Origin of the sequence: Marinococcus halotolerans DSM 16375 (assembly GCF_000420725.1) — a bacterium.
Lineage (GTDB): Bacteria > Bacillota > Bacilli > Bacillales > Marinococcaceae > Marinococcus > Marinococcus halotolerans.
This window is the reverse complement of the sequence record NZ_ATVM01000001.1, coordinates 118,489-139,896: the sequence shown is the minus strand read 5'-3', so window position 1 is coordinate 139,896 and position 21,408 is coordinate 118,489. Positions and strand designations below refer to the sequence as shown.

The window sequence follows — 21,408 nt, the reverse complement described above, 5'->3', positions numbered from 1 at the left end:
AAGTTGAGCTTTCTAATTTCTTCTGAATGGCTGGATGAGCACCGCCGCGATGAGCATGTCCGAGTGGTGGACTGCCGGTTTGAACTAAAAGATGCAGCAGCGGGGCATGAAGCTTATGTTAAGGATCATATTCCAGGAGCTGTCTTTATCGATGTGGAAAAGCATTTATCCGCCCAGGCAGGCACCCATGGGGGGCGCCATCCGCTGCCGGATATGGACTTTTTCGCTCAGGTGCTCTCGGAGCGGGGCATAGACATGCAGACGACCGTTGTAGCTTATGACGATCAGGGAGGTATGGGGGCAGCCAGGTTTTGGTGGCTGATGCAGTATGCGGGTCATACGAATACATACGTTCTTGACCGTTCTTATTCCCACTGGGTGGAGGAAGGGTTTCCGACAACAGAGGAGATTCCAACGCCGCTCATGAAGCAGATGATCATCGACCGCGAGCCGAATCAGCTGGTTCACCTTGAAGAAGTAAAGCAGCAGCTGCGCAATGAACATGCAGCGCTGGTGGATGCGAGAAGCTACGAGCGCTACGCCGGGGAAAACGAAGAAGTGGACGCCGTTTCCGGTCACATCCCCGGTGCTTATCATTATTTCTGGAAGGATGTACTTCGCGAAGACGGCACATGGAAGTCGCAGAGTGAACTGCGTGACCACTTTCAGGAGCTCGAGGGCTTTGATGAAGTTATTTCTTACTGCGGCTCCGGTATTACGGCCTGCGTCAATGTGCTCGGCATGAGAGAAGCCGGCATCGAGCAGGTGCGTCTTTATAACGGGAGCTGGAGCGACTGGATTTCCTATCCGGACCTTCCGATCGAAAAAGAGCCAAACAGGTTATAAATGTACAAAAAAGCTGCCGGCTTCTGCCGGCAGCTTTGCTTTATATCGGAGGTCAAAACCGGCCGGAGCGAAAAATTGCATACAGCAGCCAGACGAAGAGAAAGAACGCCACAATAAAGCTGATTTCGATGACAGGGAGCTGTACGAGAATCGAATTGTTATCCCCGAATGTGGATCCGACGATCAAGCCCACCATCACGATGCTGAAGGCGAGAAGTATGACGCTGAAGCTTAGACGGTTGCCAATACGGTCAAGCTTGTTCATTAAAATATTGATGCGGGGCATGCGTATATCGACACCGAGTTCATCGTCATTGATTTTTTTCAGTGCGGAACGAATCTCTTTTGGCAGCTCGCGGATATAGCCAAACTGCTCCTTGCCCTCGCGGAAAACGTCCTCGATCCGATCCCGTGGGTTCAGGCGTTCTTTAACAAGAATCCTGCCGTACGGCTCGGCAATTTCGACGATGCTTAAGTCCGGGTCGAGCTCGGTGGCAATGGATTCAACGGTAATAATGGCTTTAGCAAGCATCGTAAACTCTTTATGGATGCTGATGCCGTAGCGGTGTGAGGTGGAAAACACATCGTTGATGGCTGCGCCGATTTCAATTTCCTTAAACGGCGTTTCGTAATATTTGGATAAAAGGTAGTCCACATCTTCTTCAAAAATTTCCGTTTCCATATCTTCGGGAAAGTCGGCCATTTCATAGATAGCTGCTGCTACGTCCCGGGTGTTGCGTCTTGTCATAGCGATAACATAGTTAATGAACTGCCTGCGCATGCTTTTGCTTAAGCGGCCGACCTGGCCGAAATCAATGTAGGCGACGACGTTCCCTTCTTTAAAAAGCAGGTTCCCCGGGTGGGGGTCACTGTGGAAAAAACCGGTTCGGAGCACCTGATGTAAAAAGGAATCCACCAGATGGTGCGCAAGCTTCTTTTTATCAAATTCGACGGTGGAGTAATTAAGCTCGGAAAGCTTATGCCCCTCAATATATTCGATGGTCAAAACGCGGCGCGACGACCAGGCTTCATACACTTCAGGCACCTGGACAGAATCAAAATGCTGAAGGGTCCGGGCCATTTTTTCCACATTGCGGGCTTCGGTAAAGTAATCAAATTCATCCCGTATTGCAGATACGTATTCCTCTACAATATCCTGAAGCTGGTAAAACTGAGCCCATTGAAACCGCTGGGTGAGAAGCCGGGCCAGATCCCGCAGAATATCGATGTCCTGTTCGATAATCTCTTTGATGTGCGGGCGGCTGATTTTCACGACAACATCCCGGCCATCATGGAGGACTGCTTTATGTACCTGGCCAATGGAAGCTGCGGCCATAGGAGTTTCGTCAAAATAGGAATAGATGTTGCCGAGAGGCTCATGAAGGTCATGCTCGATTACCGATTTGGCAGTTTCGTACGGAAACGGAGGCACGTGGTCCTGCAGCTTTGCAAGTTCATCAACAATGGACGGGGGGAAGATGTCTCTCCGGGTGCTTACAAGCTGCCCGAGTTTGATAAACGCAGGGCCGAGCTCCTCCACGACAAGCCGAAGACGGACCCCGATAGACTGCGTGTTCCAGTCGTTGGGATCCGACATAATCCGCTTAGGAAGAGAAAGAATATGAAAAAGTCCCACTTCCTGCAAAATATATCCGAAGCCGTGTTTCGCAAGCGTAGTAGCAATCTTTCGGTATCGATTTGCGTGCCGGATACTTTTTGTTATAGCCATGAAGCGTTCCTTCCTTTAATTAAAATTGGCGGTTATTGATCGTCTGGTCTGTGCATCGCCTTTTCAATGGCGTCGAGCTTTTGTTCGAGACGGTCAATATCACGCTTGGTGGCGATGCCCATGCTTTCCGCCCGGTTTTCGAAGGAATTTTTTGCCTGGCTGTTCCAGGAGTTGCTCTGGGCCGAACCCCGTTGAATCATTTCCTCTTTCCATTCGTCTGCTTCCCGCGGTGTGATTTTTCCCTTGGTCACCAGATCATCAAGGTATGTTTGTACTTTTTCCCGTCCGTATGAAGCCGCTCCGAGCCCGAGAAAAAATCCTTTTTTCAGCATGTCGTTCATGAAAAAATCCCCCTTTATAGTTTATGAAAAAGTGTTCTGCTGACATTATACCAAAGAATAGGGCGGATAAAGAACTGCCGGGATTATCATTTATGTACCCTTTGTACAAAGCAGGAAAACGGACGGCTTTTCAGTGTGCATATTCATGTTATAATAGTAAGGGTTTGAACGGGATCAAAAAGCGGCGGAGACATTCTCCGCCGCTTTCGAGCATTTACACTAATCATGTTAACCGGGCATTCACACTTGAAGTGGATGCACGCTAAGTAGAAAGGAACGTTGCTTGTATGGGGAATATACACATTGAAGACATTATCATCGCAAACCAAACGCTCAAGGACGTGGTCACGCATACCCCATTGCAGAAAAACCAGGTGCTTTCTGAACGTTACGGGGCCAATATTTATTTAAAACGGGAGGACCTCCAGGTGGTGCGCTCATTTAAAATCCGCGGAGCGTACTATATGATGAGCAGCATTCCCAAGGACAAGCTTGAAAACGGCGTGGTATGTGCAAGCGCCGGAAATCATGCGCAGGGCGTGGCCTATTCATGCCAGGCGCTGAAAGTGAAAGGTCATATTTTTATGCCGAACACGACTCCGCGCCAGAAAATTTCGCAGGTGAAGTTATTCGGGAAGGAATACGTGGAAGTAGTACTTACAGGTGACACGTTTGACGATGCCTACTACGAAGCGAACGCATACGGCGAAGCGCACGATATGGAATTTGTGCATCCGTTTAACAACGAAAAAGTGATCGCCGGTCAGGGCACAGTCGGAATGGAAATTATGAACGATATTGAAGAGCCGATCGATTATTTATTTTCCTGCGTTGGCGGAGGCGGACTCGTGTCCGGTGTCGGCACATACGTGAACTCGATTTCTCCTTCTACAAAGATTATCGGCTGCGAGCCGGCCGGAGCACCGGGAATGAAAGCATCCATCGAAAATCAGGGCGTTGTCTCGCTCGATTACATTGACAAATTTGTTGACGGAGCTGCTGTAAAGCGGGTCGGGGAACTGACCTATGATGTGTGCAAGGATCTGCTAGACAGCATTACGCTCGTTCCGGAGGGCAAGATATGTACAACTATCCTGGAGCTGTACAATGAAAATGCCGTCGTAGCTGAACCGGCGGGAGCCTTATCGATTGCGGCTCTTGATTTTCACAAAGAAGAAATTAAAGGAAAAACGGTCGTTTGTATTGTCAGCGGAGGGAATAATGATATCGGCCGCATGGAAGAAATGAGGGAGAAATCATTGATCTATGAAGGACTGCAGCATTACTTCATTGTGAATTTTCCGCAGCGTGCCGGCGCACTCCGGGAATTTTTACATGACGTGCTCGGCCCGGACGATGACATTACCCGCTTTGAATACAACAAGAAAAACAATAAATCCAACGGACCGGCGCTTGTCGGCATTGAAGTAACCTATCCGTCGGACTACGACAAGCTGTTGACGAGAATGAGAGACCGCGGCATCAAATATACAGAAATCAACAAAGAAGAAACGCTGTTTAATTTCCTTATCTAATTAAGACGGTTCACACGGGCAGAAAGGGAGCGGATACAATGATCAGCGAGAATCGGAACGGCTGGGTGGAAGTAATGATGCAGCAGGAGCATGCGGCTCTTTCCGGAGAGTGCATGAAGTATTGGCACCATACGACGTTTAAAAAACAGGAATCCTGGTCATCGGCGCTTCAGGCTACGGCCCGCCACGATGATGCCTGGAAAACCCTTGATGAAGAGCCGGTACTTGATGAAAACGGCTGGCCGGTATCCTTTGTAAATTACCCGGTCCCGCCGAAGCTCGGCGCCTACCGCAACACCATCAACGCCCTCGAAGAAGAGGACCCGTACCAGGCGTATTTGATCAGCAGCCACTACGGCTCGTTTTTCAAAGAATCCGAGGTACCGGAGGAAATTGCATTTATGCAGGAGGAAATCGCCCGACAGCAGCGGCTGATTGTCGGCTACCAGTGGAATTTTCTGATGGCAGCTGAACATTTTCATCTGCTTCAGTTTTTTGACGATCTCTCCCTTTATATATGCATGAATACGCCGGGGGCTTCTAAGGAGCAGGAGGTTCCCTGGTTCCGGGACGGGTTCCGCCAGACGTTCGCCTCCCTTGATCATGAAACGATCCACGCCCATTGGGAAGACGAAGAGACGATAGCTCTGCAGCCGTTTCCGTTCACGGAATCCTTCACTGTAGAGGTGAAGCGGCGCTGTGTACAGCAGCCGCTTGAGGCGCCGCAGGAGCTGTGGGACGTGAAGCCGGACAGTCGCCGTGTCACGTTAAAGCCTGCCCAATAGCTGTTAGAAGCAAGATAAAGGAGGAATCATAATGACACTGCAGGGAAAAAGAATTATTGCATTTGTCGAAAACGATTTTGAAGATTTAGAACTGTGGGTCCCGGTCATGCGTTTGCGCGAAGAAGGCGCTGAAGTACTGCTTACCGGTAAAGAAAACGGCAAATCGTATACAGGAAAACACGGAGTGCCGGCCGTCTCTGAGGCAGCACTTGCCGATGTCGACCCGGCAGACTATGACGGGGTGCTGGTCCCTGGAGGATGGGCACCGGATAAACTCCGCCGCTACAGCGAAGTGCTTTCCATCGTACGGCATATGGATGAGCATAAAAAAATTATCGGTGAAATCTGCCATGCCGGCTGGGTGCTTTCCTCAGCAGGCATTCTGCAGGGTGTTCACGTCACGAGCACTCCCGGTATTAAAGACGACATGACCAACGCAGGGGCCGTGTGGTCGGACGAGCCGGTCGTCGTAGACGGCCATATCGTTTCGAGTCAGCGTCCGCCGGATATTCCAGCGTATAATCAGGCGCTTGTCGAAGCTTTTCGTACGCAGTAAAAAGAAAAGACCGAAACAGCCGGCTGTGTCTTAAGGATGCAGCCGTTTGCGGTCCTGGATATAAAGCGGGTGAAACAAATTGGAACGAATAACAAACGAGCAGCTTGAGCAAATGCTCGAAGCAGGGGACGGACGCCGGGTGGTTTTGTTTACTTCGCCGACGTGCGGTACGTGCCAACTGGCAAAACGTATGCTTGCCCCAATAGAAAAATTGTACGCCGGCGCATCATTTCTGGAAGTGGATATCAATACTGCTCCTGTACAGGCCCGGCAGCTTGAAATTCAGAGTGTCCCGTGTTTAATCGTATTTGACAGCGGGGAGGAAAGAGAGCGGCTGTATAAAATGCAGTCGGGCTCGTATTTGCTTGAGCAGCTGCACACGTATTTGAAAAAGGATTTAACAGAAAAAAAGGAGGATTCCTATGCAGGCCCCTCAGTTTCAACTCAAAGAAATGTCGAGCGGCGCTGAATGGTCGCTTGAGCAGCTGAAAGGAAAACCGGTCCTGTTGACATTCTGGGCGTCCTGGTGCCCGGATTCTTCCGCGGACCTGGTGCAGAAGAACCGGTTTTATGAACAAATGAACGAAGACAGTCCGCTGCAGTTTGTTACGATTAATGTAACCGGCCGCGAACGGCGAGAAGAAGATCCTAAAACGTATGTAGAAAACAACAATTATCGTTTTCCGGTGCTTCAGGATGAAGGTGTGGATACGTACAGACGCTACAAATGTGAAGGCGTACCGAGCACGTTTATTATTGATGAACAGGGCGAAATTGTGGCACAGTACGGAGATAAAGCATCGTTTATTGATATTATGCAAAGCCTGCAAAAGGTGAACAGTATATAAAAAGGCCCGCCGTGGACGGCGGGTTTTTTATTGGATAAACGTTATTTTGGCGGACGGCCAGAAGAAATAATACGCTTTACCTGGTCGCTGTTCGGATAATCGTTGGCGTCAAACTGGGCTAAAACTTCATCCGTATCATAAGGTACCCGGCGGATTTCCGGAATGATTTCCCCGTCTTCGATGGTCAGAAGTACGTACGATGGTGTCGGTTCCCCGTCAAACGGGAGGCCGATACTCCCCGTATTAATGACCCATTTAGCCCCGATTTTTCGAATGGAGGGAGTGTGTACGTGTCCGTACACATAAATGTCTGCTTCCTGCTTCTGAAAAAACGATTCTTCAAAAACGGAAGCCTCGCTGTCGACCGGAACCGGAGGAAACAGGCTGCCGGGCACCGCGTGGAAGGCGAACAGACGGAAGCCATCGTACTCATCGAGGAATGATTCGGGAAGCTCTTCTAAGTATTTAACATCATTAGTAGAGAGCCGCTCGAGGGCCCAGTCCCTCTCCTGGTTCATAATCGAGCGTTTGGCCTCGGGGACTTCTCCTTCCCGGACACCGCGGACAATCCATTCGTCTGCGTTTCCCTTCAATACTTTTGCAGGCAGGGACTGGACGGTTTCAATCGAATTTTTTGGCTCCGGGCCGCGAAAAGCAAGGTCCCCGAGCATATACATATGGTCTACCGATAAAGCGTGCAGGTCGTTTAAAACAGCTTTTAATGCACGGGCGTTACCGTGTACGTCTGAAAGAAGTGCGATTTGCAACGTAATAACCTCCTCATGAGCTTTTGAAACAGTGTTTATTACAGTGTATCAGAACAGCGGGCTCGTTTGGAATGCAAATGCACAAGCCGGTTGGCAGGAGAGGCTTCTCCTGTGCTATAATCAGACGTGCAAATTGGGACGTTATTTTAAAGGAGAGAGATTGACCATGCATATTACATCCATTGAGCCAACACCGAGTCCTCATACGATGAAGCTGAATGTTAACGAAACGCTGCCCGCCGGAACGACAGGCAATTATAAACCCGAAAATAAAGAAGAAGCTCCGGCGCCGATCCAGCGGCTGCTGGAGATCGAAGGCATTAAAGGTGTGTATCACGTCGCTGACTTTATGGCCCTCGAGCGTCATCCAAAAGCCGACTGGGAGCAGCTGCTGCCCCAGGTGCGCCAGGCATTCGGCGAAGAGGTGGAGAAGCCGGCCGAAGAGCCGGAGGAGCCGCAGGAGGCGTTCGGGGAGGTACAGGCACAGGTACAGATGTTTAAAAACATACCGATGCAGATAAAACTATTGTCCGGCGAGGAAGAAAAACGTCAGGGCCTGCCGGAGCGTTTTCAGACCGCTGCGTTTGAAGCCCAGCTTGAAGACGATAACATCGTGATGCAGCGCAAATGGGAGGACTACGGGGTTCGTTACGGCCAGGATCTCGAACAGATTGGCAGCGAGATGGCAGAGGAAATTGCTGCTGCTTACCCGGACGAGCGGCTAAAACGCCTGGTCCGGATCGCAAATACACCGGAAGCAGAAAACACCGAGCCAAAGTTTAAAAAAGTAACGATGGATATGATGGAGGAGCCGGACTGGAAACAGCGCTATGCGGCTTTTGACCAGATGGATCCATCCATGGAAGACCTCCCGGTTATACAAAAAGGACTTGCAGATGAAAAACCGGCCATCCGCCGGCTGGCGGTCGTGTATCTAGGAATGCTTGAAGATTCCAAGGTGCTTCCAGACCTCCAAAAAGCGATGCAGGATCCGTCTGTAACCGTGCGGAGAACAGCAGCAGACACGTATTCTGATTTGGGGGACCCCGCGGGCATCCCTGACATGATTGAAGCGCTGAAGGACAAAAATAAGCTGGTGCGCTGGCGTGCGGCAATGTTTTTATATGAAGTCGGTGACAGTTCCGCCGTGGAGGCTTTAAAAGAAGCCGACGGGGACCCGGAATTTGAAGTGGATCTGCAGATTAAGCTCGCACTGAAACGAATTGAAGGCGGGAAAGAAGCAAAAGGGTCCATCTGGAAGCAGATGAGTGAGAAAATGGAGCAGGAGCGAAAGCCCCGGTCGTAAAAGAGAAGGGAAGGAGCCTGAACGATGACGAAAGCAGAAGTACGACAGCAGCTTGAAGAACGAAATATGGAGGAAGTGCTCGAGCTGATTGAGGACGCTGAAAATGGCGATTTAAAAGAGCTTGAGCTGGCCGCTTCTCTCGGCCTTCTTCGTGATGAAACACTGAACGACGCAGTGCTGAAGGTGCTGCAGGATGAAGGAGTCACGATTATTTACGTGGAGGATGAGGAATGAATGACGGCATCTATGGGGAAGAAAATGTAACAAGGCCGGCGCCGTCGCAGCGCATATCTGAAGATGCGCTGACGGTCTGGCGTTTCAAGGGGATGATTGAAATGACCATTGTTTCTTTCATCCCTTTTGCTTTACTTGTGCTTGCCTTCTGGTTCGGATGGCCCGAATGGGCCCGGTGGGTTCTTGGCGCCATCCTGGGATTTTTAATTTGTTTTTCTGTCTGGTACGCATGGGTGCTGCCGAAATGGCAATGGCAGCGCTGGCGCTACGAGGTGTATGAAACAGAGGTAGAGCTTCAGTACGGTGTGATTATTTCTAAACACGTATTGATTCCCATGGTGCGCATTCAGCACGTGGATACAGCCCAGGGGCCAATATACAAGCGGTACGGGCTTTCCGCGGTGACTATTTCCACCGCAGCCGGAATGCATGAAATTCCAGCGCTTAAAGAAGAGACGGCACCGGAGCTGCGCAACCGGATCGCCTTTTTGGCAGGGACGGATGATGACGATGAATGAATGGAGACGAATGCATCCGGCAGCCATTGTCACCGTATTTTTCCGGCAGCTGAAGGATTTTCTTTTTCCGCTTATTATTACATTTTTTGCTGGCGGTACCGCTTCCGGGCCGCTTCCAGTTAACTGGATCTTTTTACTGTTAGTGCTGTTCATCGTCATCAGCAGCATTATGAAATGGATCTTTTTTCGTTACCGTTTGATTGAGCGGGAGCTTCAGATCCATTACGGCATTTTCGTGAAAAAAGAACGATTCATCCGCAGCCAGCGTGTCCAGTCGGTAGATATCACTGCCGGTATCATCCAGCGGATGTTCGGTCTGGTCCGTCTTAATATTGAAACAGCAGGCGGAGGCGCAGAAGCGGAGGCTTCGGTTCAGGCGATGCGCCGGGAAGAGGCAGATATTATACAGGCGGCGCTGATTCAAAAATCTTCTCATGCAGCTGATGAAGAAACAGAAGATCTTTCCGGGGACGGCATAGCCGCAGAACCGGCAGAACCGTCGTTTTCCTGGAATGTGCCGATGCGCACCATTTTCACGGCCGGGCTTACCTCCGGCCGGGCGGGTATTATTTTTGCGGCTCTTGCCGGCCTGTATTCCCAGGTGGGAAATTTTCTTCCGGATGCGTGGGTCGAGCAGTCGATTGGCGTTTTGATTGAGCTCAGCTACTGGTTTATTATCGGGGGGCTGCTGGTGACAGCGCTGCTCAGCTGGCTCGTTTCGTCGGCATGGACGCTCGTTCAGCACGGTAATTTCAAGGTGAACCGCACTGGGAATGATCTTGAAATCACGTGGGGACTCCTCGAACGAAAGCAGATTACGCTTCAGATGCACCGGATTACGTGTATACGTTTTATCAGTAACCCGGCCAGACAGGCGCTCGGCATGTGGGCAGTTTATATCGACAGTGCCGGTGGAAGCACCGAACGGGGCCAGAATTCGATCATGCTGCTGCCATTGATTCACCAAAAGCAGCTACATACCTTTATGGAGCAAATTGATGATACGGCCCTGATTCCGGAAAAGATAAACAAACTGCCAAAACGGGCGGCGAGAAGATATATGTTCCGGGCATCGGTTTTTTGGTGGCTGGTATTTATCCCCACGGCCATCTGGGTGCCCTACGGGTGGGCAGCTGCAGCAGTGCCGCTGTTTTTCACCTGGTGGGGCTGGATATGCTATAGAGGCTCGGGAATGAAGGTGGAAGAAAAGCAGCTGATTGTCCGGGAAAGGGCCTGGAGTGCCATTTATAATTTTGTCCCTAAACGACGGATTCAATATTTGGAAAACACACAGTCTTTTTTCCAGCGGAGACGGAGGCTGTATACGGTTTCGGCTTCAGTCATCAGCAGCGTCACCGGGCGGACGGTTTATTTACGGGATGTGGATGAAAAGGAGGAAGCAGCCTATTTTTCCTGGTATCAGAAAACATGGGACCAGGAGGAAAAAACACAGGAAAAAGGCTTTTGAACCTCGGTTCAAAAGCCTTTTTGCATAGTGGGTGGTTACTGCCCCCGGGCAAACGAGTTTGTATAGATAAACAGGTTGCGCGCGCCCTTATCGGTCGTAATTTCAAAACGGTCGAACACATAGTCCTCGTCGTCTGCGTGCAGAGTCCGTTCATAATGGTGCTGCACGATGAGTACGGACTGCTGTTTTCGGAAATAGAGAAAATTTACTCCGGTAAAAGAAGTTTCTTCGGGTTCCTGCATTAATTGATACAGCAGATGGTTATGGCATTCAACCAGATCGTCTTTGCTGAATCCGTTGGAATGAATATTTTTAACCAGGCTGTAGCGGGAAGGATCTTCAAGCTCATTTAAAAAGATGGCAAACGGCCGGAATTGATCACTGTGAATGCGGACATGGTCATGCTCCTGCAGCTCGAATATCTGGCCGTGGTCGTTACGGAAATACATATCGTAATAATGGACCGCGCGGCGCCAGGGCAGACCGGCAGGAGAAATTTCGAGTTCAAACGGGCAGTCTTCAATGTCAAGGGCCTGGCCGTCCGGTACCTCCCTGAGAAATACGTTTCCCCGTGAGCGGTGAATTTCATAATAAATATAAGATTCTTCCTGAGGCTCTTTTGGTTCCGGTGTAAAAGTAACGGAAAGAGAATGCAGCAGGCGCTTCCATTCTTTTTTATCGCTATAGGAGACGAGTGGCGAAGAGATCTCTTTTTCAAGCAGCTGTACGACGGAATGCTCGTAGGAAGCAGAGGTACGGTCGTCAGCAGCGTAAATTTTAGTTCCCGGGACAATAATGGTTTCGAGGTTAAATTCATGCACCGCTTCTTTTTTTGCCACCTCCGGAAGGCGGTGGGCCTGCTGAATCCGGACATGCCCTTCCCAAATTTTCCTGGGAGCGGCGGATGTCTGCTCTAAAATACCGTAATAGGCCCCGGATCTGCCGTAATCGACAACCACGGGGCGGCCTTGATGCTCGAATGCTTCTTGTCGTTTCATAATGGACCTCGCTTTATCCCTTTAAAATTTCTTTTCCTGACGATATCTTTTTTCGTTCACCTTTAACAGCTGACGCATTTTCCGGGCGTGCACATTGTTTTGTTCCATGCGCAGCGAGCTGATCCGCCCGCGCATCGCTTCAAGCGCCTGCAGCAGAGCGCCGTGCTGTTCGCTGCGGTGCTTCGGTTCAAGCAGCCTGTACGTTTCGATCAGGTCCGGTATTTCACGGCCCAGCATCCGCTCGACCAAATACTCATCCTCCACATCAAACTGCAGGGAGGGCGAAGAGCGCAGCTCCTCAAGCTCGCTGTCGATCTGCTGCAGCTCCTGATGAATGTCTGCCGGGAGGCTGCCCTTTTGTTTCACATAGTGCTGATGAAACCGGTCGAGTGCTTTATGCCATTTTACTGGCTCGTCTTCCGGCACTTCCTCTTTCTGAACCGGTTCGGCTGTCTGCAGCTGAATGTCCCGGGGCGCCCGGCCCTGAAGGGTGTAATCGAGCACTTCAAGCTTGCGGAAAATATGCTGAAAGTAGGACGATTTTTCAATATTGCGGGCATGCATTTTTCCGTTTTTCATATAATGCACCAGCGCTTCCCGCAAAAAAGCCGGGGTGTGGCTGTCAGTACTTCGTACGTAGTCAATCGTCACTGTTTTTTGAATGGCCGCCTGCGACCGCTCTTTTTCAAAGCTTGTAATGCGGATACGCCGGGCGGTCAGCTTCATACGGAACAAAAAAAGTTCATTTTCGCGTTTCAGGCGCTTGGACTGCCGGAGTTCATCCGCGCGGGCAATCACCCGGTCGATCGCGGCTTCCATTTCCTCCACGATAAACAATCCGTGGCTGTCGGAGAAGATATGATCATCCACCGGGCGCATATGGTCCGGCAGGAAGCGTTCAACCCAGGGATGTTCGAACCATCTGTTAGCCAAGGGATTCACCGTCCTATACGTTGGTATCTATCAGTTTAACAATTTGTGTTTCATCTGCTTGTTTAATTCATCCATTTCGGAAATGAACTGTTTACTTGAGGCGACAATACGTTCATTGGACTGCTCCGTCATCTGGATGGCTTCGTACACATCCTGATAAGCCTGCTGGAACGTTTCAAGAGCAATAGCCGGTTCTTCGAGTGTCTTCAGGGTGTCGGCCGTGTTTTCTTTCAGCATGCGTGCATTGTTGGTGAGCATATTTTCAGTAGATTCGTTGACGCTCTGCACCGCGTTGATCACTTTCCGCTGATTGCCAAGAGCAAGCTGGATGGAAGCGGTGACGGTAACGATGTTTTTCGTCATGGTAATGGCGTTAAAAATCGCTTCTTCAAGCTTTCCGTTGTTATCGACAATCAGGTCGATTGAAGCAATCGACTGCTGAAGGACCATAACCGCCTGGGTCATATTTTTTACCCGGGATATTACTTTCTGCTGTCCTTTTTGAATAGCGGCCGGGTTGTCGCGCCATTGTTCCTCGAGCATTTCTTCCTCAAGCATGGAATTCAGCTGTTTGCCGGTTTCAATCTGCGTTTCTAGCTCATCAATGCGCTTAATGGCCGTTTCTTTTAATTCTTCAAGCATGACGTTGTCTTCCTGCAGCTTGTCCCGGCCGGCGAGTAGGCCGTGAATAATATTGTCCACCTGGGATTCCACTGTTTCGTACTTTTTCGCGTATTGTTCAACCGGGTCGCGGCGTAAAATTTTGTTCATCGTTTTCTGCAGGCGGCCTTCTTTCAAATATTCCGGTTCAAGTTCGCCGACCACCGTTTTTAATTCATGAAGCTTATCGGGAAGCTCATTGTCTTTTTGATCCATCATTTCCCGGACAGGACGCTTCAATGCTTCAAGGGAGTCGCCGGCTTTGCGCTGCTCAGCTTCCCCTAGACCGCCGAGAGTACTTACGAGCTGGTCTGTATCTTTTTCATTTTTGAAGCGTTCAATGAATTTTTCAGCTTCTTGCTTGCTTTTCCCTTCGTTTGTGGAGGGAGTTAAATCTTCTTGATTTGTGTTGGGCTCATCAGTCATACGGATTCCTCCTCATAGTGAATTCGGCGGGGCCTTTACTTATATATCGTATGATCATTAACAATAGTTTATAAATAGGAAGTATAATACTTACAGTTTAGCATTAGAGCGGGCAATAGTAAAAAAATGTCCATTGGAAAAAGAGGTTTCCGGATGAACAGAATAAATCATTTTACTTTGCAATTTTGAAAATTTTTTGTAACATATTATAGAAGCAGTATATGCTCTATACACAAAATGAAAGCGGCTAAAGACAAATCAGCTCCAGCTTGCAGGGATGGTCCGCTGAAAGAAGAAAGGAACGAATGGCATGTGTTTAATTGCTTTTGCGTATCAGATGCATCCATGGTTTCCGCTTGTCGTAGTTTCTAACCGGGATGAGTTTTTAGAGCGGCCGACTGAACGCCTTCATAAATGGCAGGGAGAAGGCATCGTGGCGGGGAAGGATTTACAGCAGGGCGGTACATGGATGGGAGGCAGTCTTTCCGGACGGTTTGCAGCTGTAACAAATATCCGCAGGCCGGGTATGGAAGCCGGGGAGAAATCACGCGGGCATCTGCCGCTGCGATTTTTGCGGGGCGAAACGAAGCAGGCACTTGAAGTGGTGGAAAGAGAACGGAACGAATACAGAGGGTTTAATATGATTGCCGGTTCAGATAAGGAATTGTTTTATTTACATAATCACAAGGAAGGGCCGCATGCAGAGCGTCTTGCCCCCGGTGTTCAAGCGCTTAGTAATGCATCTTTGAACACGCCGTGGCCGAAGGTCGAAAAAGCAAAAAAACATGTGGAAACACTGCTTGCTTCCTCAGGGAACACGCTCAACCATGACGCCTTTTTTAAAGCAATGCAAAATGCAGAGCCAGCCGCCGACCAGGATCTTCCTGATACAGGAATAGACAAACAGCTTGAGAAACAGCTCTCCTCGATGTTTATTGATCTCCCCGAATACAAAACGAGATGCCAGACTATGTTTATTGTACGAAAAGACGGAAAAATTACGATGCTCGAACGGATGACAGACGCCCGGGTCGGCACCAGCCATTATGAATGGCATGTATAAGGTTGAATATTTATTCTTTAAAGCGTATGAATATAAAAAGTGTTAAAAGAATAAAAGCCTGCAGGCCTGCCTATAAGCGTTTACATGACTAGTGAAACTCAAATCTTAATTTGTCGAATGTTTAGAAAAATGATATAATATGCAAACCAATTTAAATTTGGACACCATGGAGAGAGGTGGAGAGGGGTATATGTTATTGCCTAGAAAAAATTATAAAGAAGGCTTGTATGACTCCCAGTTTGAAAAGGATAACTGTGGAATTGGCTTTCTTGCGGATATTAAAGGGAAAAAGTCACATGACATTGTCGAAAAAGGATTGCAAATTTTAAGAAACCTGGACCACCGCGGCGGCCAGGGAGATGAAGTAAATACTGGGGACGGCGCTGGAATGCTTCTGCAAATCCCACACCGTTTCTTTAAAAATAAAGAAAATGAGCTTGGTTTTTCACTGCCGGAGGAAGGTGATTACGGGGTGGGAATGCTGTTTCTGCCTGTAGATAACACCCGTCGCGCGCAGTGCGAACAGGCCATCGAAAAAATGGTGAAAGAAGAGGGGCTTCCGCTGCTCGGCTGGCGCGAAGTGCCTTCTGATGATTCCATGCTTGGAAATGCGGCACTTTCAGCTATGCCTGCCATACGTCAGCTGTTTATTAAACGCCCGGAAAATGTACAAACGAGAGAAGATTTTGAGCGAAAATTGTATATTGTCAGAAAACGGTCTGAGCATGAGCACGGAGTTAAGCTTCATGACCAGGACAGCTTCTATTTTGCAAGCCTGTCCTCGCGGACCATTGTGTATAAAGGAATGCTTACAACAGAGCAGCTGAACCAGTTTTACAAAGATTTAAACGACCGGCAGTTTGAAACGGCGCTGGCGCTTGTGCACTCCCGTTTCTCCACCAACACGTTTCCAAGCTGGGAGCGGGCGCACCCGAACCGTTACCTTATCCATAACGGGGAAATCAACACGATTAAAGGAAATGTTAACTGGATGCATGCCAGAGAGCCGAAGTTTGAATCAGCTCTCTTCGGAAGCGATATGGAGAAGGTTCATCCGGTCGTAGATGCTGAGGGCAGTGACTCGTCGATGTTTGATAACGCGTTTGAATTTCTGACACTGTCCGGACATAAAATGCCTCATGCAGCAATGATGATGATTCCTGAACCGTGGCAGAACAACCCGCTCATGAATGAAAAAAGACGTGCGTTTTATCAGTATCACAGCTGCTTAATGGAGCCGTGGGACGGGCCTACAGCCATCGCATACACCGACGGAAGCCAGATCGGCGCCTGTCTCGACAGAAACGGCCTGCGTCCGGCCCGTTATTACGTTACTAAAGACGACCAGATTGTCATGTCTTCAGAGGTAGGGGTGCTTGATATAGCTCCTGAAGACGTCTTGTATAAAGAACGTCTGCATCCCGGCCATATGCTGCTTGTAGATCTTGAAGAAGGGCGCATCGTTCCTGATGGAGAGATCAAGGATAAAATTGCCGGCGAGCATCCGTACCAGGAATGGACCGATGAATACCTGACGGATTTAGAGGATGTGCTTGAGAGCCAGGACGTATATAATACCAATTTTGAAAAGCTGGAGCAGCGCCAGCTTGCTTTTGGCTATACGTATGAAGAACTTGAAAAAGTGGTTAAGCCACTTGCCACCGGCTCGGGTGATCCGGTCAGCTCGATGGGCTACGACTCTCCGCTTGCTGTGCTTTCGAAAAAGCCCCAGCTTTTGTACAACTACTTTAAACAGCTGTTTGCACAGGTGACAAATCCACCGATAGACGCTATCCGCGAGGAAATAGTCACTGCTGTCGGCACGACTATCGGAAAGCAGGGCAACCTGCTCGATCCAAAGCCATCGCATGCCCAGCAGCTGTATTTAAAAAAGCCGATTGTCAATAATGAAGATTTAGCCAAGCTCCGCTCCAATAAACTCGAAGGATTTGCAGCTTCTACGCTTTCCATCGTCTTTGAAGCAGCAAAAGGAGCCAATGAAATGGAACACGCCCTCGAACGTATATTTGAGCAGGCGGACCAGGTCATCGATGAAGGCTCAACTATCCTTATTTTAAGCGACCGTGACGTGAATGGGAGCTATGCTCCGATACCGGCGCTGCTTGCGGTCGGCGGGCTGCATCACCATCTCATCCGGACAGGCCGCCGTACAGACGTGAGTCTGGTGCTTGAGAGTGCCGAGCCCCGGGAAGTACACCATCTTGCAGTGCTGCTTGGATACGGTGCAGAAGTAATCAATCCGTACCTCGTCTTTGATTCGGTCGATGACATGATAAAAGAAGGATTAATGGAAGGTTCGTATGTTGAAGCGGTAAGCACGTATATTAAAGGTGCTACAAAAGGCATCATGAAGGTTCTCTCAAAAATAGGCATTTCCACGGTACAGAGTTACCGGGGGGCGCAGGTTTTTGAAGCCGTCGGCATTAATGATGAAGTAATCAACCGCTATTTCACATGGACGTCCTCGAGAATCGGCGGTGTAAGCACGGAAATCATTGCAGAAGACGTTCTTGAACGCCACTTCCGGGCCTACAATGACCGTGAAGGACTGGATATGACGCTTGACCCCGGGGATGACCTGCAGTGGAGACGGTACGGTGAACCTCATCAATACAATCCGCATACGATCCATATGCTCCAGCATGCTGCAAAAACCAATGACTTTACGTTGTTTAAAAAATATTCAGACGCTATCGATAAACAGGAACAGGAGCAGACAACACTTCGCGGCCTGCTTGAATTTAACAAAGGTGTCCGCGAACCGATCAGTATCGATGAAGTGGAGCCGGCAGAAAATATCTTTAAACGCTTCAAAACCGGAGCGATGTCATTCGGGTCCATCTCCGAGGAGGCTCACGAAGCACTTGCAATAGCCATGAACCGTATTGGCGGGAAATCAAATACGGGCGAAGGCGGGGAAAACCCAGAGCGGTTTACCCCGGATGAAAATGGCGACCTGCGCCGTAGTGCGATTAAACAGGTGGCTTCGGGACGTTTTGGTGTTACGAGTCACTACCTGGTCAACGCCGACGAAATACAAATCAAAATTGCTCAGGGGGCAAAGCCTGGCGAAGGCGGCCAGCTTCCCGGCAAAAAAGTATATCCGTGGATTGCGGAAGTGCGTGGCACCACTGCTGGTGTAGGCCTGATTTCGCCGCCTCCGCACCATGATATCTATTCGATTGAAGATTTAGCTGAGCTGATCCACGATTTGAAAAATGCCAACCCGAATGCCCGGGTGAGTGTGAAGCTCGTTTCAGGAACAGGCGTTGGGACGATTGCTGCCGGCGTGGCGAAAGGGCGTGCTGACCATGTAGTCATCAGTGGTTACGACGGCGGCACAGGTGCCGCTGCCCGCACAAGCATCAAGCATGCCGGCCTCCCATGGGAAATCGGTCTGGCCGAGACGCATCAGACGCTTGTCATGAACAATCTGCGTAACCGGATTTCAGTGGAAACAGACGGGAAGCTGATGACTGGCCGTGATGTAGCGGTGGCCGCACTTCTCGGGGCGGAAGAATATGCATTTTCCACCGCCCCGCTCGTTGTACTCGGCTGTGTCATTATGCGTGTGTGTCATCTCGATACATGCCCGGTAGGTGTTGCGACCCAAAACCCTGAACTGCGTAAAAAGTTCATGGGCAAGCCGGACAACGTCGTAAACTTCATGACCTTTGTGGCCGAAGAGCTTCGTGAAATCATGGCAGAACTCGGTTTCCAAAGCATTGATGATATGGTCGGACATACCGAAGTGCTGAAGCAGGTAGACTCGGTGGACAATAAAAAGGCACAGACCGTGAATTTGTCGAACCTGCTTCACCGTCCGAAAGCGAAAAATCAATCCAAGCACGTGGCTCATATTAAACAGGATCACGAGCTGAACATCTCCCTTGACGAAACGACGTTAAAGCATGCGGCAAAGGATGCCCTTGAATCACAGACACCGGTGTTTGGAGAGTTTGATATCCAAAACACCAATCGTGTGGCCGGGACGATGCTTGGAAGCGAAATTACACAGAAGTACGGTTCCGAAGGCCTGCCGGAGGACACTATCAGATTTACTTTCTACGGTTCGGCCGGCCAGAGCTTTGGGGCGTTTATTCCTAAAGGCATGACGATGAGCCTGGTTGGCGATGCCAATGACTATATTGGCAAAGGTCTGTCAGGCGGAAAATTGATCGTCACGCCGCCGGATACTTCTACATTTGATGCCGAAGACAATATTATTATTGGAAACACGACGTTTTACGGAGCTACTTCCGGCGAGGCTTATATTCGCGGGGTAGCGGGCGAGCGGTTCTGTGTCAGAAACAGTGGGGCAAGAGTCGTCGTCGAAGGCGTCGGGGATCATGGCTGTGAATATATGACCGGCGGTGTTGTCGTTAATCTTGGTGTCACCGGAAAAAACTTTGCAGCAGGCATGTCGGGCGGCGTAGCGTACGTATACGACCCTGATCATACGCTTGAAAGTAAGTACAACAGTGAAATGGTTGGCCTCGAAGTGATCGAATCTGCCGGGGATGAACAGGAGATCCAGCAAATGATTGAAGCGCACGGAAAACAAACGGGCAGTGAAGCAGCAGCACGCATACTGGCCGCCTGGGAGACCGAACGCAAGCATTTCGTGAAGGTCATTCCATATGACTACCAGGCAATGCTGCAATCGATCCAGGAAAGAATAGACAACGGCTTGAGCGAAGCAGACGCTGTGCTCGAAGCTTTCCAGGAAGCAACGACGGAAGAGGACAAAGATAAAGAAAAAGTCACTGGAAATTAATAGTCCGGGAAGGCTTACAGAGCCTTCCTGGCTTTTCGAATAAAGGCGTTGAATGAACAGCATACAACGTTAAAAGTGGGAGTGAGGGAAATGGGGAAACCAACAGGTTTTCTAGAATACAAAAGAGAAGCTCCAAGTAAATTGGACCCGCTCGAGCGGGTGAAAAACTGGCAGGAGTTCCAGGTCATGATGCCCGAAGACAAGCTTCAGGAACAGGGCGCCCGCTGTATGGACTGTGCAATCCCGTTCTGCCAGGCCGGTACTTCCATGGTTGGTTCCGATGAAATCGGCTGTCCCGTGTACAATTTGATTCCGGAATGGAATGACCTGGTCTATCGGGGAAAATGGCAGGAAGCGTTAACGCGTCTGCATAAAACGAACAACTTCCCGGAATTTACCGGCAGGGTGTGCCCGGCTCCGTGCGAGGGATCCTGCACAGTAGCGATCAACGACGATCCGGTAACCATCAAATCCATTGAATATCACATCGTGGAAAAAGGTTTTAAGGAAGGCTGGATTACAGCTGATCCCCCAAAAACGAGAACTGGCAAAAAAGTAGCGGTGATTGGTTCCGGGCCGGCAGGACTTGCGGCTGCCCAGCAGTTAAACCGGGCCGGTCATATGGTGACGGTATTTGAAAAAGACGACCGCATCGGCGGGCTGCTTGCCTACGGTATTCCGGAAGTAAAGCTTGAGAATGAAACAATTACAAGAAGAACAGATATTATGGAAGAAGAGGGCATCGAATTCCGGACGAGTGTCGACGTAGGAAAAGATATTACCTCCGCACAGCTCGACGAAGAATACGATTCAGTTATCCTCTGTACCGGCGCGCAGAATCATCGGGATGTACCGGCAGAAGGGCGCGGTCTAAAAGGAATCCACTATGCGATGGACTTTCTGCGCGGAAATACAAAATCCCTGTTGGATTCGAACCTCGAAGACGGCAGATATATTAGCGCGAAGGACAAGCATGTGATCGTCATCGGCGGCGGGGACACCGGGGTGGACTGTATTACGACCTCCCTCCGTCACAACTGCGCCTCTCTGACCCAGTTTGATATTAATAAAGAAAAAGACAACGATCGTCCCGAAGACAATCCGTGGCCGCTGTATCCACTTGTTTACAAGCAGGAGGACGGGCACAAAGAAGCAGCCGCTCTTCAGGGCGAGGATCCGCGTGCATACAAAGTCATGACAAAGAAATTTGTCGGAAACGAAAAAGGTCAGGTAAAAGAAATCCATACGGTTGAAGTGGAAACGGTCTTTGAAGACGGCAAAAAAGTCCGTCACGAAGTACCTGGAACCGAGCGCGTCTGGAAAGCCGACCTCGTGCTGCTTGCTGTCGGTTTTACCGGACCCGAGCAGGAGCTGCTTGAGCAGATGGAGATCGAACGCACAGAAAGAAGTACAGTAAACGCTGAATACGGAAGCTATGTTACGAACCATGAAAACGTATTTGCAGCAGGCGACAATCGCCGCGGCCAGAGCCTCGTAGTATGGGCTATCCATGAAGGACGCGAAGCAGCACGTGAGTGCGACCGTTTTCTGATGGGGACAACTAACCTGCAGTAGATTAAAAAGGCCCGGGTAATCC

Annotated in this window: 19 protein-coding genes; 13 read left to right on the top strand and 6 right to left on the bottom strand. The window is 49.7% G+C overall.

The window, feature by feature from the left end; all coding sequences use genetic code 11:
- Positions 1-3: 3 nt before the first annotated feature.
- The gene (locus G548_RS0100730) at positions 4-846 is read left to right on the top strand and encodes a sulfurtransferase (protein WP_022792231.1); all 843 of its coding nucleotides are present in this window, start codon (positions 4-6) and stop codon (positions 844-846) included.
- A gap of 52 nt (positions 847-898) precedes the next feature.
- Here G548_RS0100730 and G548_RS0100725 read toward each other — a convergent pair whose 3' ends face one another.
- Positions 899-2,575: an ABC1 kinase family protein gene (locus G548_RS0100725; RefSeq protein ID WP_022792230.1), complete on the bottom strand. Its 1,677-nt coding sequence runs from the start codon at positions 2,573-2,575 to the stop codon at positions 899-901.
- Between the two features lie 32 nt (positions 2,576-2,607).
- Positions 2,608-2,916 carry a phasin family protein gene (locus tag G548_RS0100720; RefSeq protein ID WP_022792229.1) on the bottom strand — a complete coding sequence of 103 codons (309 nt, stop codon included), beginning with the start codon at positions 2,914-2,916 and terminating at the stop codon, positions 2,608-2,610.
- Between the two features lie 287 nt (positions 2,917-3,203).
- Between G548_RS0100720 and ilvA the strand changes: the two genes are divergently transcribed.
- From ilvA to G548_RS0100695, 5 genes are all read left to right on the top strand, one after another.
- The gene (gene ilvA / locus G548_RS0100715; protein ID WP_022792228.1) at positions 3,204-4,451 is read left to right on the top strand and encodes a threonine ammonia-lyase IlvA; all 1,248 of its coding nucleotides are present in this window, start codon (positions 3,204-3,206) and stop codon (positions 4,449-4,451) included.
- A 38-nt stretch (positions 4,452-4,489) separates the two neighbouring features.
- Positions 4,490-5,236, top strand: a complete 747-nt coding sequence (locus tag G548_RS16945) for a DUF3891 family protein (RefSeq protein ID WP_022792227.1) — start codon at positions 4,490-4,492, stop codon at positions 5,234-5,236.
- Between the two features lie 31 nt (positions 5,237-5,267).
- A complete protein-coding gene (locus G548_RS0100705) occupies positions 5,268-5,792 on the top strand; it encodes a type 1 glutamine amidotransferase domain-containing protein (protein ID WP_022792226.1) in 525 nt (174 codons plus the stop codon).
- Positions 5,793-5,871: 79 nt separating this feature from the next.
- On the top strand, positions 5,872-6,261 hold the full coding sequence (locus G548_RS16940) for a thioredoxin family protein (protein WP_022792225.1): 390 nt from the start codon (positions 5,872-5,874) through the stop codon (positions 6,259-6,261).
- Complete coding sequence (locus G548_RS0100695; protein WP_022792224.1) at positions 6,215-6,640, top strand: TlpA family protein disulfide reductase; 426 nt, start codon at positions 6,215-6,217, stop codon at positions 6,638-6,640. Before G548_RS16940 ends, G548_RS0100695 begins: the two co-directional genes overlap by 47 nt.
- A gap of 41 nt (positions 6,641-6,681) precedes the next feature.
- Here the strand turns inward: G548_RS0100695 and G548_RS0100690 are convergent, their stop codons facing one another.
- Complete coding sequence (locus G548_RS0100690) at positions 6,682-7,407, bottom strand: metallophosphoesterase family protein (RefSeq protein WP_022792223.1); 726 nt, start codon at positions 7,405-7,407, stop codon at positions 6,682-6,684.
- 166 nt (positions 7,408-7,573) lie between these two features.
- Between G548_RS0100690 and G548_RS0100685 the strand changes: the two genes are divergently transcribed.
- From G548_RS0100685 to G548_RS0100670, 4 genes are read left to right on the top strand one after another with little or no spacing between them, the layout of a single operon-like run.
- Positions 7,574-8,713: a conserved virulence factor C family protein gene (locus G548_RS0100685; protein WP_022792222.1), complete on the top strand. Its 1,140-nt coding sequence runs from the start codon at positions 7,574-7,576 to the stop codon at positions 8,711-8,713.
- Between the two features lie 24 nt (positions 8,714-8,737).
- Entirely contained in the window at positions 8,738-8,947 is a 210-nt protein-coding gene (locus G548_RS0100680; RefSeq protein WP_022792221.1) for a hypothetical protein, read from the top strand.
- Positions 8,944-9,465, top strand: a complete 522-nt coding sequence (locus G548_RS0100675) for a PH domain-containing protein (protein WP_022792220.1) — start codon at positions 8,944-8,946, stop codon at positions 9,463-9,465. The genes G548_RS0100680 and G548_RS0100675 overlap by 4 nt, the downstream gene beginning before the upstream one ends.
- Complete coding sequence (locus tag G548_RS0100670; RefSeq protein WP_169435221.1) at positions 9,458-10,933, top strand: PH domain-containing protein; 1,476 nt, start codon at positions 9,458-9,460, stop codon at positions 10,931-10,933. Before G548_RS0100675 ends, G548_RS0100670 begins: the two co-directional genes overlap by 8 nt.
- Positions 10,934-10,968: 35 nt before the next feature.
- Here G548_RS0100670 and G548_RS0100665 read toward each other — a convergent pair whose 3' ends face one another.
- The 3 genes from G548_RS0100665 to G548_RS0100655 are packed head-to-tail and all read right to left on the bottom strand — an operon-like array spanning position 10,969 to position 13,950.
- Positions 10,969-11,931, bottom strand: coding sequence for a DUF2777 family protein (locus G548_RS0100665; protein WP_022792218.1), 963 nt, complete (start codon positions 11,929-11,931; stop codon positions 10,969-10,971).
- A gap of 21 nt (positions 11,932-11,952) precedes the next feature.
- Positions 11,953-12,864 carry a hypothetical protein gene (locus G548_RS0100660; RefSeq protein ID WP_022792217.1) on the bottom strand — a complete coding sequence of 304 codons (912 nt, stop codon included), beginning with the start codon at positions 12,862-12,864 and terminating at the stop codon, positions 11,953-11,955.
- Between the two features lie 30 nt (positions 12,865-12,894).
- Complete coding sequence (locus G548_RS0100655; RefSeq protein WP_022792216.1) at positions 12,895-13,950, bottom strand: toxic anion resistance protein; 1,056 nt, start codon at positions 13,948-13,950, stop codon at positions 12,895-12,897.
- Positions 13,951-14,260: 310 nt separating this feature from the next.
- Here G548_RS0100655 and G548_RS16935 point away from each other — a divergent pair, with 310 nt between their 5' ends.
- The 3 genes from G548_RS16935 to G548_RS0100640 all read left to right on the top strand — a co-directional run bounded on the left by G548_RS16935 (position 14,261) and on the right by G548_RS0100640 (position 21,386).
- Positions 14,261-15,013: an NRDE family protein gene (locus tag G548_RS16935; RefSeq protein WP_022792215.1), complete on the top strand. Its 753-nt coding sequence runs from the start codon at positions 14,261-14,263 to the stop codon at positions 15,011-15,013.
- A gap of 190 nt (positions 15,014-15,203) precedes the next feature.
- The gene (gene gltB, locus G548_RS0100645; RefSeq protein WP_022792214.1) at positions 15,204-19,811 is read left to right on the top strand and encodes a glutamate synthase large subunit; all 4,608 of its coding nucleotides are present in this window, start codon (positions 15,204-15,206) and stop codon (positions 19,809-19,811) included.
- A gap of 90 nt (positions 19,812-19,901) precedes the next feature.
- Positions 19,902-21,386 carry a glutamate synthase subunit beta gene (locus G548_RS0100640; RefSeq protein ID WP_022792213.1) on the top strand — a complete coding sequence of 495 codons (1,485 nt, stop codon included), beginning with the start codon at positions 19,902-19,904 and terminating at the stop codon, positions 21,384-21,386.
- Positions 21,387-21,408 lie beyond the last annotated feature (22 nt).